The organism is Pseudobutyrivibrio sp. 49 (genome assembly GCF_900100545.1).
Lineage (GTDB): Bacteria > Bacillota > Clostridia > Lachnospirales > Lachnospiraceae > Pseudobutyrivibrio.
This window is the reverse complement of sequence record NZ_FNDP01000006.1, coordinates 112,469-125,338: the sequence shown is the minus strand read 5'-3', so window position 1 is coordinate 125,338 and position 12,870 is coordinate 112,469. Positions and strand designations below refer to the sequence as shown.

The window sequence follows — 12,870 nt, the reverse complement described above, 5'->3', positions numbered from 1 at the left end:
GTGCATAGTCCTTTTCTTGTGTTAAAATAGCAGCTAGCTAAATTTACAGAAGGAGAAGAATGATTATGGATTTTAAGTTTAAAGATTTACCATATGAGCGTCCTGATATTGACGCATTTGAAAAGACTATCGCCGAGCTGATTGAACGTCAGCAGGCTGCTAAATCTGGTGAGGAGCAGTTTGAGATTCACAAGGAATTTTACAAGCTAGCTAATGATTTTGATACAGCATATAATATCGCCTACATCAGACATGATGCTGATAATACAGACGAATTCTATGAGAAAGAAAACGATTATTTTGATGAGGTTATCCCTAGATTAAGCAATGCAACTATTAAATATAACAATGTTCTTGCAGCATCACCATACAAGGATTTCCTTGAGACAAAGCTTGGACCTGTATTTTTCAAGAATGCTGAGCTCGATGCAAAGTCAGTTAACGATGATGTAATTCCTCTTATGCAGGAAGAAAATGCTCTTGCATCCCGCTACGATAAGCTTATTGCTACTGCAAAGATTGAGTACGAAGGTGAGACCTATAACCTTTCTCTCATGACTCCATTTACAACTAACAAGGATCGTGAGGTTAGAAAGAAGGCTCAGAAGGCCGTTTCTGATTGGTTCATGAGTGTTACTCCTGAAATCGATGAAATCTATGACAAGATGGTAAAGAATAGAACAAAGCAGGCTAAGCTTTTAGGTTTTTCTTCTTACACAGAGCTTGCATATTGCAGAATGCACAGAAACAGCTACGGTCCAAAGGATGTAGAGAATTTCAGAAAGCAGATCAAGGAATACTTTGTTCCTTTTGTTGGAAAGCTTGCTGAAAAGCGCGCTAAGAGACTTGGTCTTGAAAAGCTTCAGGCTACCGAGCTTGGCGTATATTTCTTAAATGGAAATCCAAAGCCTACAGGTACTCCAGAGGAAATCCTTAAGAGTGGTCAGGATATGTATTCCGAGCTTAGCCCTGAGACAAAGGAATTCATGGATTTCATGATGAAGCATGAATTATTCGATGTATTTGGTCGCAAAAATAAAGCTGCTGGTGGATACCAGACATATCTTGCAAACTACAAAGCTCCATTTATCTATGCCAATTTCAATGGAACAAGTGGTGATGTAGATGTAATCACACATGAGTGTGGTCATGCATTCCAGGCATATGTGGTTCGTGATGATGAGATTAATGAGCATAATGAGCTTGGTATGGAGACAGCGGAGATTCACTCAATGTCTATGGAATATTTCACATATGGATGGATGAAGAACTTCTTCGGAGACAGATTCGAGGATTACTTCGAGATGCATATTGAGGATGCCAGCACTTTCCTTCCATACGGAACAATGGTTGATGAGTTCCAGCATATCGTATACGACAATCCAGAAATGACTCCAGCCCAGCGTAAGGAAACATGGAAGAAGCTTGAGCAGCAGTACAGACCATACATTGATTTCTCTGAGAATGAGTTCTGGAATCTTGGTGGATTCTGGCAGAAGCAGCTTCACATCTTTGATGTGCCATTCTATTACATTGATTATGTACTTGCTTCAATCGTAGCAATGCAGTTTAAGGTATGGATGGATGAGGATTACAAGGAGGCATGGGAACATTATCTTGCCCTTTGCAAGCTTTCAGGTAGTGATTACTATACAAACATGCTTAAGAAGGTAGGTCTTAAGACACCATTTGAGGATGGAGTAGTTAAGGAAATTGTAGATAAGTTTAGTGCGAAGATTTTTTAGTTATGAGAGTATTATTATTACGCCACGGACAGACAGATTTAAATGTTCAAAAAAGATTACAGGGTAGCTCTGACATCCCTCTCAATGAGAGGGGCCGTCAGCAGGCCCGTGAGACAAAGCAATTCCTTGATAGACTTGGAATAAAGGTTACTAGAATTATTTCCAGTCCTTTGGAGCGTGCCATTGAGACAGGCAGTCTCGCCACAGGCATTTCTATGAGCCAGATTGAGACAGATGATAATCTTATTGAGATGGCCTTTGGGGTTTGTGAGCAGAGAAATATGGGTGAAGAAGACCCGGGATTTTTACATCAGTGCTTCGACACTCCAGCAGACTATATTCCGCCAGAGGGCGGCGAAAGCTATGATGAGGTGGTAGCCAGAGCAGGTGCTGTAGTTGAGAGAGTGCGAGGAATGATTTCTTCAGGCGATTTTTCAGAGGAGGATGTGCTTCTTCTTGTTAGTCACGGAGCTCTTAGCCACGGACTATTTGAGTATGTAAAGAAGACTCCTCGTGAAGCCTATTGGGATGTAGATTTCAACAACTGCGCTATAGCGGAACTGTTTTTGAGTGCCGACGGTAAAAGTGACGATTATAGGTTTGTTTCAGAAGGTTTTGAGAAAAACTGGTAGGTATTAGATTTATGAAAGCATATTTTGCAGGTGGATGCTTTTGGTGTGTCACACCTATTTATAAGATTTATGGGGTGGATTCTGTTGTTTGCGGATATTCTGGTGGAGATGAGATTAATCCTTCTTATGAGGATGTAAAAGCTCAGAAGACTGGTCATAGAGAAACAATAGAATTGACTTATGATGAAAGCAATGTAGATTATGACAAATTGCTGGATATCTATTTAGCTAATGTAGACCCATTTGATGGGGAAGGACAGTACATCGACAAGGGTTTTTCTTATACCCTGGCAATTTATTACCAAAATGAGAAGGAGTTACAGCTTGCTCAGGAAAAGATTGCTGAGCTAGAAGCATCTTCTGGTAAGAAAACTCACATTGCACTGGAGCCTTTTAAGTCTTTTTATAAGGCAGAGGAAGAACATCAGGATTATTACTTAAAAAATCCAGAAGCCTTTGAGGAAGAGCTTAAAAGTAGCGGAAGAAAATAAGAAATTTAAAAGGACAGTCGGAAGCGTTGGGCTTCTAGCTGTCCTTTTTGTTTAGAAGTTACTTCCGTTCCATCCCCAATCTGATACAGGATGATAGGTTACATAAACTGAATTTCCAGGAATTCCAAGCTTTTCAGCAAAGAGCTCACAAATCTGCCCAGTAAGCTTATCATAGGATTCCTTTGGAGCATTGCCATAGAGGCTTACTGAAACATAAGCACCCTTATCAAGCTTCTTTCCTCCCAACCACAAATCGTAGGCATCATCAATACCCACCATAAGGTAAGTCTCAGTTTTGTTAAGAGTTGTAATAAGCTTTCCAAGCTCGCTCTTAAGCTCTTCCTTCAGCTCAGCTGTAACTGGAACAGTAATTTTTGAATCAATAAATGGCATAACATATCTCCTTTCGTGTGTGAGTTTATATAGAATTATAATTCGCATTCAAAGAATTCAATGAGTGCGTTCACATTTAAGTCTGAATGCTCTACCTCTCTGGAGTACAGGTAAATCACCTGCTCCAGAGGGGTATTTTTATCTGCTGCATGAAGCATCATAAGCCAGCGAGTGCTTTGCACTGCAATCATAGTGCGGGCGTAGATTTGGCCGTCATAAACAGCACCGCAGAAATATGTAAAGAGAAGAGATTCAAAAATCTTCTCAAATATGAATTCTGTGTCAGCATCTGGATACATGGCTGATTTCCAGGTTACAAAGTCAGAAGAGTTGTCGTTCCAGAAAGTCTGGGCACTGCGAATAGAATCGTGCCAAGATTCCTCCAAAACTTCCATATCAAGAAGTACATCCATGTTCTTGGTACAGTAGTCAAGTGATAAGATTGCACCAGTTCCAGCACAGTCAAACTCTTCATCAAAATTCACATCGTCCATATCAAAGATTAGGCCTTCATCATAGAGTCGCTGAAGTTTTAGCCCCATAGCTGCTATTAAACTCATTCTATCCTGAAGGGAGATGGTTTTAGATGCAGCAAGTCCGAGCATCTTATCTCTTGCATATTCCAATTTATCAAATAATAGAAAATCGTAATCTTCGAATTCTTCAGGATCATCAAGGGTCTCATCTTCTGATTCCGTAAATGCGAATTCATAATCAGGCTCTAAAATCATGCGAGTAAATTCTGGGCAAGAGAGGGAAAGAGAATACTCCCTAATATCCTGAAATTCTTCCACATGTCTAGGGAACATCTTGCAAGTGTAGCAAAGCATATCTTCGCCAAGAGTGGAATGCAAATCGCAAAGACCACTATCATTCAGCATGGCACAGCGGGTATTATTCTGCTTGAAGCAGCTTTCCTCAAAATTGATCGAGCCATTTAATCTGGCGCAAAAATCTCCATCAGCATTCTTGTATCTTTCTATGCTTTCTGCATCTATCATTATCTGCCAACCGACACAGCAGCTTTTAGGGCATTTATCGGCAATGCATTTGAAAGCATCATAACCATTTTGTTTTCTGTAAATCATTTGTTATCTCCTAATAAAACTGCCTTGATGTTACCATGTTTTTTTATTTTATGCTAGAATACACAGAGTAAGTTTAATGAAAGGTCGTGCAATTATGAATTTTCCAAAAGATCCAGTGATGCTTCTTTCTGTTGTGAATACAGCGCTGAGAGATCATTACACTACATTATATGCATTGATTGATGATACAGGAATTGATGAAGAGGAGTTGAAAGCAAAGTTAGCAAGCATCGATTATCATTATGATTCTGTTAAAAATCAGTTTAAATAGGGGGAGATTATGGGAAGGTTTTTTTCTGCGTTAGTCAAAACGTTATTAATATTGGTGTTGGTTCTTGCGGCTGGATGGTACGCTTTAGGCGAAGGAGGCCCTTTTGAGGAAAAAGGTCAGCAGTTGTTCGGTGCGTTTCAGGAGCAGAATAGTGATTTAGAACAATCTGTACAGGATTCTTCAGATGAAGATACAGTTCTCACCGTTGAAGAGGCTGGTATCGACCCAACCTCAGCAGTTGAACCATCACCTGCTCCAGAGGATTTAACAACAAAGATCGTTTTCACAGGTGATGTGGAGCTTAGCGAGTATGTTCAGTCAAACTACAGCTCGGCAGGTGTTGATGGTGTTGTTGCACCTGAAATAAAAGACTTGATGACAAACGCTACCTTTACAATGATTAACAACGAATTTTGTTTCTCAGAGAGAGGCCAAAAGGCTCCTGATAAGCAGTACACATTTAGAGTTAATCCATCATATGTAAGTTTGTTAAATGATTTGGGCGTTGATATAGCAGGCCTTGCCAATAACCATGTCTTGGATTTCGGCAGGGATGCTCTTACAGATACGTTTACAACTCTTACAAATGCGGGTATTGATTATACAGGCGCTGGAAATAGCTTAGATGATGCCAGCAAGCTTATCGTAAAGACGGATGCAAAGGGACGCACCTATGGATTTCTTGCAGCCAGTCATGTTATTCCTGTAGGAAGCTGGAATGTTTTAAATGCTCAGCCAGGAGAGTTTTGCTTCTATGATGAGACAGATTTACTTAATGCTATAAAGGCAGCAGATTCACAGGTAGATTACCTTTTTGTTATGGTTCACTGGGGTGTGGAGCACACTACTGAGCTCACAAGCTATCAACCAAATGATGGTCATAAATTTATTGATGCTGGTGCTGATGCAGTTATTGGTATGCACAGTCATTGTTTACAGCCAGTTGAGATGTACAATGGAAAGCCAATTTTCTACAGCCTTGGAAATTTCATATTTAATCAGAATATAAAGTCTGGTGGTGGTGGAGCAGTAGAGTTTGCAATCGATGAAAATGACAATGTAAGCTACAGGATTATTCCTATTACAGCCAGCGGTGCCTGCACCAGAGTGGATGCAGCTGGATTCAGCTATGTTGAGAGTATTTCGCACGGTGTGGCTGTTGATGGTAGTGGATACATCACAGTTAAATAAAAAAATGGCTTCCCCTTGAGGTGGCTATCTATATTTTATAATTTACTAAATCTAATAAATAAAATGCGATTAAGTAAATTATAGATTGATAGGCGCTTAAAAAAATATTATAATTTACTTAATCTAATAAAAATTGATGGATTTAGTAAATTATAGAGGTGAATGGAAATGTTAGTAGCAAGAGAAAAAGAACAGCAAATATTGCAGGAAGCAATGTTATCATCACAGTCACAGTTTATTGCAATTTATGGAAGAAGAAGAGTTGGAAAGACATTTTTAGTTAGAGAAGTATATGGAAAACAGCTATTTTTCTCACATACTGGTGTTGCAAACCAAAAGACTGCTGTTCAGCTTAATGCTTTTGCAGATTCGCTAAATTCTTATGGAATGAAATATTCTACACCGGCAAATTGGATAGATGCTTTTGGAATTTTAAAAGAAGAAATTGATAAGTCTAAAGAAAAAAAGAAGATTATATTTTTAGATGAATTATCGTGGATTGATACTGCTAGAAGTGATTTTATGGCCGCGTTGGAATTCTTTTGGAATGGGTGGGCTAGTGGAAGAAAAGATATTGTTTTGATAGTCTGTGCTTCATCGACATCGTGGATGATTAATAAGGTGGTTCATAATAGAGGAGGATTACATAATAGATTAACTGGACAAATTCATTTGAAGCCATTTCAGCTTGGTGATTGTGAAAAACTTATTAAATCCTATGGACTTTCAATGAGCCGTTCAGATGTACTTAACTGCTATATGATAATGGGTGGTGTTCCGTATTATTGGAGTCTTTTGAAAAAAGGATATAGCCTGTCTCAAAACATAGATACTATTTTCTTTGCGGATGATGCTCCTTTGAAAGATGAGTACAAGTATTTATACTATTCTCTTTTTAAAAATCCAGAAGTGTACATGTCCATTGTTAATGTTTTGGGCAAAAAGAAGAAGGGACTTACTCGACAAGAAATAATAGATGGAGCAAAGCTAACAAACTCAGGAGCGGTTACAAAACAACTAGAAGAATTAGAGTTATGTGGTTTTATTCGTAAATATACAGAGTTTGGAAAAAAGAAAAAAGATGCGGTTTATCAATTGATAGATTCATTTACACTGTTTTACTATGCATTTATGGAGAAGAGACCAACTGATGAACACTTTTGGATGAATTCTATAGGAACGCCAAAGATTAATACCTGGCAAGGACTTGCATTTGAACGAATATGTATGCTTCATGTTGCTCAGATAAAGAAAAAGATGGAGATTGGTGGAGTTCTCACTGAGGAATATTCTTGGAGTTGTAGTGAAAATGAAGATGAAGGTATTTCAGGTGCTCAAATTGATTTGTTAATTTACAGAAAAGATCAGGTTATCAATATATGTGAAATGAAGTATTCTGATGGAATGTACATGATTAGTAAAACTGAGAGTGTAAAAATACAAAATAGGGTGACAGCATTTAGGCAATCTACCAAGACACGATGTGCTCTTCACCCAATTTTAGTTACAACTGTTGGATTAAAAGAAAACATTTACTCTGGTATGATTCAGGCAGTGATTACTATGGATGATTTGTTTGTCTAAGGCTAATAATAGTGAGTAATAATTGACAATAAATTAACAAAAATACAAAAAAGTACAAAATCAAAAACAATGCTCAAAACCACTGTTTTTTCATAAAAAAGTAGTATTATATCTTATGGTTTCAAAAAACTAACACCAAAGCACTTGGTGCGAATGGTTAACATACTTAAAGAAAGAAAAGAGGAAATTAATTATGGCAGGATTTGGAGCATTAATTGACATCCTTAAAAAGGATCCTAAGAAAATCGTTTTTACAGAGGGTACAGACCCACGTATTATTGAGGCATCTAGCCGTCTTCTCGGTTCAGATTTCCTTCAGCCAATTCTCATTGGTAAGGAAGAAGAGATTAAGGCAGCTGCAGAGGATGCAGGATTTAACATCCGTGGTGCAGTTATCATCGATCCAGAGAACTATGACAGATTTGATGAGATGTGTGAGCTTTTCTGCGAGCTTAGAAAGTCTAAGGGCGTTACAATGGAGCAGGCTAAGGCTACATGTTCAGCAGCCAACTACTTCGGTACAATGCTTGTAAAGATGGGCGTTGCTGATGCACTTCTTGGTGGTGCTACATACTCAACAGCTGATACTGTTCGTCCAGCACTTCAGGTTATTAAGACAAAGCCAGGCAACAGCATCGTATCTTCATGCTTCATCATGGTCCGTAACCATGCTACAGGTGATCGTGAAGTTCTTGCTATGGGTGATTGCGCTATTAACATCAAGCCTACAGCTGAGGAGCTTGCTGAGATTGCAGGCGAGACAGCAGCATGCGCTAAGATCTTCGGTATTGATCCAAAGATTGCTATGCTTTCATACTCAACACTTGGTTCTGGAAAGGGCGAGGATGTTGATAAGATGAATCAGGCTACAAAGCTTGCTAAGGAAAGATATCCTGAGCTTGATATCGATGGAGAGCTTCAGTTTGATGCTGCGGTTTCACCACGTGTTGCTAAGACAAAGTGCCCAGGCTCACCAGTAGCTGGTCACGCTAACACATTCATCTTCCCAGACATCAATGCTGGTAACATCGGTTACAAGATTGCACAGCGTCTTGGTGGATTCGATGCTTACGGTCCAATCCTTCTCGGACTTAACGCACCAATCAACGATCTTTCTAGAGGATGTAATGCTCAGGAAGTTTATTCTATGGCAATCATCACTGCTGCATTAGCATAATTTTAGAATGACTAAATTCCGCGACGGAAGTCGCGGAATTTTTTTAACGGAGATAATTTATGAGTAAATGGATATTACAAAGAAAAGCCGCAGATTATGCTGGACTTAGTACAAAGCTGGGAGTTGATCCAGTTTTAGTGCGTCTCATGGTTAATCGTGGTCTTAGTACATATGAGGAAATGGAAGAGTATCTTCACCCTACTCTGAATAATTTCCCAGATCCACACTTATTTGCAGACATGGATTTAGCCTGTGAGCTTCTCATGGAAGCCATTGATGAGGGCGTAAAGATTCGTGTGGTTGGTGATTATGATGTAGATGGAATTATGTCTACCTACATCCTTACCTCAGCTATCAGAGAAGCCGGCGGTGATGTGGATTATGCAGTTCCCCATAGAATGGTGGATGGCTACGGAATTAATCCAGACATGGTACAGCAGGCTTATGATGATGGTGTTGGATTTATTATCACCTGTGACAATGGTATTGCGGCAGCTCCTGCTATCGATTTGGCGAAAGAGCTTGGTATGACTTTTGTTGTAACAGACCATCATGAGGTTCCCTTTGAGCTTGATGCTGATGGTGAGACAAAGCTTCAGAAGCTTCCAAAGGCAGATGCAGTTGTAGATCCAAAGCGTGATGATTGTAATTATCCATTTAAGGGTATTTGCGGTGCTCAGGTAGCATGGAAGCTTGCAGAGGTTCTCTTTGAATTTCTTGGACTTGAGAAGGAGGAATCAGATAAATTCCTCCAGTTTGCAGCTATCGCTACCGTCTGTGATGTTATGGAGCTTAAAGGTGAGAACCGCGCTACTGTTTATCATGGAATAAAGGCTATTGAGGCTACGGATAACATTGGAATTAATGCACTCTTAGCTCGCAATGAGCTTAAGGGAAAGCCTCTCAGCTGTTATCATCTGGGATTTATTATCGGTCCTTGCCTCAATGCAAGCGGTCGTCTTGATACAGCTGGTCGTGCTATTGAGCTTCTTATGGAAACAGACCAGGGTAAGGCACTTGCCATGGCAAACGAGTTGGTTGAACTCAATTCCCAGAGAAAGAATATGACTCAGCTTGGTATTGATAAAGCCAGAGATATGATTGAAAATAGCGACCTGAGTAAGAATCGTGTCCTTGTAATCTATATCCCAGAATTGCATGAGAGTCTTGCTGGTATTGTTGCTGGAAGAATTAGAGAGAATTACAGTAAGCCAGTGCTTGTTATCACAGATGCCGAAGAGGGTGCAAAGGGAAGTGGACGTTCTATTCCTGCTTACAATATGTTCGAAGAGCTTACAGGCGTTAAGGACGTATTTACGAAGTTTGGTGGACATCCTATGGCTGCAGGAGTGTCACTTCCAAAAGAGAAGATTGATGAGCTTCGCACTCGACTTAACGAACGTTGTACTTTGACAGAGGACGATATGCAGGAGGTTATAAAGATTGACTGTGATATGCCTCTTTCGTATATCAACGAAACCTTGGTGGATTCCATAGATATGCTGGCACCTTTTGGTACCGGAAATACGAAGCCATTGTTTGCCTTGAAAAACGTGCCTATTCTTAAGGCTGCCTACATAGGAAAAGAAGGTCAGTATCTTAGATTGACGGTAGGTACTGAAAACGGAAATACGATGACAGCTATGATGTTTAGAAATGTTCCGGAATTTGAGGAAGCAGTAAATCAGAAATTCGGAGCGGAAGCATGGACAAGAGTCTGTGCAGGTCAGAGTGTAGGAGTTACTATGGATATCATTTACGAGCCATCTATAAATGAGTTCCGTGGCAACCGTAGCATACAGATTATGATTGAAAATTTTAAATAAAAAAATAAGAGTTTTGCTTGGGATTGCAGGCAAAACTCTTTCTTTTTTATTTTCTTATTATGTCTCTGATAAGATGTATAATACCGATGATTATTCCACGTATTAAGGCAAATATCAGGAACATCAGCAAAAAGCCCCATACGCCAAAAACGATATCTTCAAAATCCATTACACCAGAGTGGGTAATCTTTTGTCCGATTTCAATTGCGAAGGTTATGAGAATTATCAACGTAAATACGTATATCCAACTGATGGCAAGGACATGGTTTGTCTTTGCTAAAAGTGTAAATAGTGGGTGGACAATAAAAATCATTGCCATACCAATAATACCGATTACGATAAAGTGAAGCTGTTTGTCTGTTAGATTTGCTTCGTATGCGTCATTCAATGACAAAATATATGTATGTGCCTCTGTAATTATGTCTAAAATGCCATATAAAAATGTGTTCATAAATTGCCTCCTCTGTGTTAAAATCTTCCCTAGAAATACTTTATAGGGAGGATATTTTCTATGGGAAATGTTTTAGTAGCTCAATCTGGTGGTCCTACTGTGGCTATCAATGCCAGCCTTGCTGGTGTCATCGAGGGAACCCTTGGTTCTAGATATGACAAGATTTACGGCTCTATCAATGGCATTCTCGGAATCAAGAATGACAATGTTATTGACCTAACAGCTGTCGTAGCTAATGATCCACGTTTTCTTAAGCGTCTTAAAACAACTCCTGCAATGTATCTTGGCTCATGCCGATTCAAGCTTCCTAGCGTAGACTCAAATGATCCTATCTATAATATCCTATTTGACCAATTTAACAAATATCAAATCGAAGCCTTTTTCTACATTGGTGGAAATGATTCGATGGATACAGTAGACAAGCTTTCTGCTTATGCTGCTAAGATTGGTTCAAGTATCAGGTTTGTAGGTGTACCAAAGACCGTTGATAACGATCTTTGCGTTACAGATCATACACCAGGATTCGGTTCAGCTGCAAAATACATTGCAACTTCTACAATGGAGGTTATCTTCGATGCACAGATTTATGACAATCCTAGTGTCACAATCATCGAGGTAATGGGTAGAGATGCAGGATGGCTTACAGCTGCTACAGCTCTCGCAAAGAACGAGTGCTGCGATGGTCCAGACCTTATCTACTTGCCAGAGGTTCCATTTGACAGGGATAAGTTCATCGAGGACTTGGCAAATCTTCTTAAGGAGAAGAACAACATTGTAGTTGCTGTTTCTGAGGGAATCAGAGATGACAAAGGCGAGTACATTTCAGCTGCTACAGGAACATTAGACAATTTCGGACATGCACAGCTTTCAGGTGCAGGAAAGACTTTAGAGTACCTTGTTAAGGATAAATTGGGGGTTAAGGTTCGCTCTATCGAAGTTAATGTTTTACAGCGTGCAGCTGCACATATGTCCAGCCTTACAGATATCAACGAGTCAGAAGCTATCGGTAAGAAGGCTGTTGATATTGCAGAAGAGGGTGTTACAGGCGCTATGGTAACAATGGAGCGTATCAGTAATGCACCTTATGAAATTAAGCTTAATTATGCGAAGATTCATGATATTGCCAACGAGGCGAAGGAAGTGCCACAGGATTGGATTAATCCCGAGCACAATGGTGTAACCTCTGATATGGTGATGTACTTGAAGCCGCTTGTAATTGGACTTCCAGATGTGGAGTACAAGGATGGACTTCCAGTATACGTTTCTCGCGAAAACTAGAAACTAAATAACATTTAATTGCAGTCTGTTGTAATCTCTTTCCTCTAAAAGATTGAGGACGCGTCTTGCGTGAGAGTACTGAGTGCGATTGATGGAAATAACACAGACTTTATTGGCACCGTGGTAATTTCTTCTTCTGAAGAATGGAACACGGTGCCAATTTTTTGAAAATGGCACTGACTGTTCTAATAAAAGATCTGAAGTGCGATTAGATACGATGCGATTGGTAGTCTTGCAGAGTACTATATCTTTTCCACAATTCTTTGAAATCTTAGGTTTTCTTTTCATTTCTAACTAACCTTTCAATAACTTTTAATTCACCTGAATATCAATTTTTTTGCCCATTGAATCGGCAACCTTTACAAGAAAGTCCAGAGACGGATTGTATTTGCCGCTTTCCATTCGGGAGATGTTAGATTTTTTTGTGCCTGCTCTCTCGGCTACAGCCTCCTGAGTGAGATGCAGGGAATGTCGGGTGTCACGAAGCTGCCGGGCGATGGAATGACGCGCCTCCAAAGCCTGGGGTGTGACAACTCCATCAGAATATCGATTCTTCATAGTTCACCTCATGCTAATATGTTATCATATATGATAACATAAAACAATGGACTTCACAATAAAATCAGGGATTTTTATCGAGAAAAATAGGAGATTAGTAACCCTTTTTTATGAGAGGCAAATGAGCTATAATCTTAAATGGATTATTTTTTTGAACCGTAGGATTATGGTTTACGAATATAGAT

General features: G+C 39.5%; 14 protein-coding genes. 9 read left to right on the top strand and 5 right to left on the bottom strand.

Translation table 11 applies throughout. From position 1 onward, the window contains the following. Nucleotides 1-65: 65 nt before the first annotated feature. The 3 genes from BLP54_RS07470 to msrA are packed head-to-tail and all read left to right on the top strand — an operon-like array spanning nt 66 to nt 2,868. The gene (locus BLP54_RS07470; RefSeq protein ID WP_176754500.1) at nt 66-1,745 is read left to right on the top strand and encodes a M3 family oligoendopeptidase; all 1,680 of its coding nucleotides are present in this window, start codon (nt 66-68) and stop codon (nt 1,743-1,745) included. Between the two features lie 2 nt (nt 1,746-1,747). Next, entirely contained in the window at nt 1,748-2,377 is a 630-nt protein-coding gene (locus tag BLP54_RS07465; RefSeq protein WP_090168262.1) for a histidine phosphatase family protein, read from the top strand. Between the two features lie 11 nt (nt 2,378-2,388). Then, complete coding sequence (gene msrA / locus BLP54_RS07460; protein ID WP_015550922.1) at nt 2,389-2,868, top strand: peptide-methionine (S)-S-oxide reductase MsrA; 480 nt, start codon at nt 2,389-2,391, stop codon at nt 2,866-2,868. Nucleotides 2,869-2,919: 51 nt separating this feature from the next. Here msrA and BLP54_RS07455 read toward each other — a convergent pair whose 3' ends face one another. Together BLP54_RS07455 and fliB are read right to left on the bottom strand one after the other, a co-directional pair. Further along, a complete protein-coding gene (locus BLP54_RS07455; RefSeq protein ID WP_090168260.1) occupies nt 2,920-3,261 on the bottom strand; it encodes a phenylpyruvate tautomerase MIF-related protein in 342 nt (113 codons plus the stop codon). Nucleotides 3,262-3,296: 35 nt separating this feature from the next. Continuing rightward, on the bottom strand, nt 3,297-4,349 hold the full coding sequence (fliB, locus tag BLP54_RS07450; protein ID WP_090168258.1) for a flagellin lysine-N-methylase: 1,053 nt from the start codon (nt 4,347-4,349) through the stop codon (nt 3,297-3,299). A gap of 94 nt (nt 4,350-4,443) precedes the next feature. Here fliB and BLP54_RS07445 point away from each other — a divergent pair, with 94 nt between their 5' ends. The 5 genes from BLP54_RS07445 to recJ all read left to right on the top strand — a co-directional run bounded on the left by BLP54_RS07445 (nt 4,444) and on the right by recJ (nt 10,398). Beyond that, on the top strand, nt 4,444-4,620 hold the full coding sequence (locus tag BLP54_RS07445) for a DUF4250 domain-containing protein (RefSeq protein ID WP_090168412.1): 177 nt from the start codon (nt 4,444-4,446) through the stop codon (nt 4,618-4,620). A 9-nt stretch (nt 4,621-4,629) separates the two neighbouring features. Then, complete coding sequence (locus BLP54_RS07440; protein ID WP_090168256.1) at nt 4,630-5,811, top strand: CapA family protein; 1,182 nt, start codon at nt 4,630-4,632, stop codon at nt 5,809-5,811. A 168-nt stretch (nt 5,812-5,979) separates the two neighbouring features. Then, nucleotides 5,980-7,395 (top strand): AAA family ATPase, encoded by a 1,416-nt coding sequence (locus tag BLP54_RS07435; RefSeq protein WP_090168254.1) that lies wholly within the window; start codon nt 5,980-5,982, stop codon nt 7,393-7,395. A gap of 193 nt (nt 7,396-7,588) precedes the next feature. Further along, nucleotides 7,589-8,572 carry a phosphate acetyltransferase gene (gene pta / locus BLP54_RS07430; RefSeq protein ID WP_090168252.1) on the top strand — a complete coding sequence of 328 codons (984 nt, stop codon included), beginning with the start codon at nt 7,589-7,591 and terminating at the stop codon, nt 8,570-8,572. A gap of 59 nt (nt 8,573-8,631) precedes the next feature. Further along, nucleotides 8,632-10,398, top strand: a complete 1,767-nt coding sequence (gene recJ, locus BLP54_RS07425) for a single-stranded-DNA-specific exonuclease RecJ (RefSeq protein ID WP_090168250.1) — start codon at nt 8,632-8,634, stop codon at nt 10,396-10,398. 46 nt (nt 10,399-10,444) lie between these two features. Here recJ and BLP54_RS07420 read toward each other — a convergent pair whose 3' ends face one another. Further along, complete coding sequence (locus BLP54_RS07420) at nt 10,445-10,849, bottom strand: hypothetical protein (protein WP_090168249.1); 405 nt, start codon at nt 10,847-10,849, stop codon at nt 10,445-10,447. 60 nt (nt 10,850-10,909) lie between these two features. Here BLP54_RS07420 and BLP54_RS07415 point away from each other — a divergent pair, with 60 nt between their 5' ends. Then, nucleotides 10,910-12,127 (top strand): 6-phosphofructokinase, encoded by a 1,218-nt coding sequence (locus BLP54_RS07415; protein WP_090168247.1) that lies wholly within the window; start codon nt 10,910-10,912, stop codon nt 12,125-12,127. A gap of 3 nt (nt 12,128-12,130) precedes the next feature. On the opposite strand, the gene BLP54_RS15600 is transcribed toward BLP54_RS07415, so the two are convergent. Both BLP54_RS15600 and BLP54_RS07410 read right to left on the bottom strand, forming a co-directional pair. Further along, nucleotides 12,131-12,415: a hypothetical protein gene (locus BLP54_RS15600; protein ID WP_143002007.1), complete on the bottom strand. Its 285-nt coding sequence runs from the start codon at nt 12,413-12,415 to the stop codon at nt 12,131-12,133. 24 nt (nt 12,416-12,439) lie between these two features. Then, a complete protein-coding gene (locus BLP54_RS07410; protein WP_090168246.1) occupies nt 12,440-12,685 on the bottom strand; it encodes a helix-turn-helix transcriptional regulator in 246 nt (81 codons plus the stop codon). Between the last annotated feature and the right edge of the window lie 185 nt (nt 12,686-12,870).

Coding starts and splice junctions, on each gene's coding strand:
- BLP54_RS07435 (WP_090168254.1), top strand. CDS start 5,980: ATGTTAGTAGCAAGAGAAAAAGAACAGCAAATATTGCAGGAAGCAATG.
- BLP54_RS07445 (WP_090168412.1), top strand. CDS start 4,444: ATGAATTTTCCAAAAGATCCAGTGATGCTTCTTTCTGTTGTGAATACA.
- pta (WP_090168252.1), top strand. CDS start 7,589: ATGGCAGGATTTGGAGCATTAATTGACATCCTTAAAAAGGATCCTAAG.
- BLP54_RS07415 (WP_090168247.1), top strand. CDS start 10,910: ATGGGAAATGTTTTAGTAGCTCAATCTGGTGGTCCTACTGTGGCTATC.
- recJ (WP_090168250.1), top strand. CDS start 8,632: ATGAGTAAATGGATATTACAAAGAAAAGCCGCAGATTATGCTGGACTT.
- BLP54_RS07410 (WP_090168246.1), bottom strand. CDS start 12,685: ATGAAGAATCGATATTCTGATGGAGTTGTCACACCCCAGGCTTTGGAG.
- BLP54_RS07420 (WP_090168249.1), bottom strand. CDS start 10,849: ATGAACACATTTTTATATGGCATTTTAGACATAATTACAGAGGCACAT.
- BLP54_RS07455 (WP_090168260.1), bottom strand. CDS start 3,261: ATGCCATTTATTGATTCAAAAATTACTGTTCCAGTTACAGCTGAGCTG.
- BLP54_RS07470 (WP_176754500.1), top strand. CDS start 66: ATGGATTTTAAGTTTAAAGATTTACCATATGAGCGTCCTGATATTGAC.
- BLP54_RS07440 (WP_090168256.1), top strand. CDS start 4,630: ATGGGAAGGTTTTTTTCTGCGTTAGTCAAAACGTTATTAATATTGGTG.
- BLP54_RS07465 (WP_090168262.1), top strand. CDS start 1,748: ATGAGAGTATTATTATTACGCCACGGACAGACAGATTTAAATGTTCAA.
- fliB (WP_090168258.1), bottom strand. CDS start 4,349: ATGATTTACAGAAAACAAAATGGTTATGATGCTTTCAAATGCATTGCC.
- msrA (WP_015550922.1), top strand. CDS start 2,389: ATGAAAGCATATTTTGCAGGTGGATGCTTTTGGTGTGTCACACCTATT.
- BLP54_RS15600 (WP_143002007.1), bottom strand. CDS start 12,415: ATGAAAAGAAAACCTAAGATTTCAAAGAATTGTGGAAAAGATATAGTA.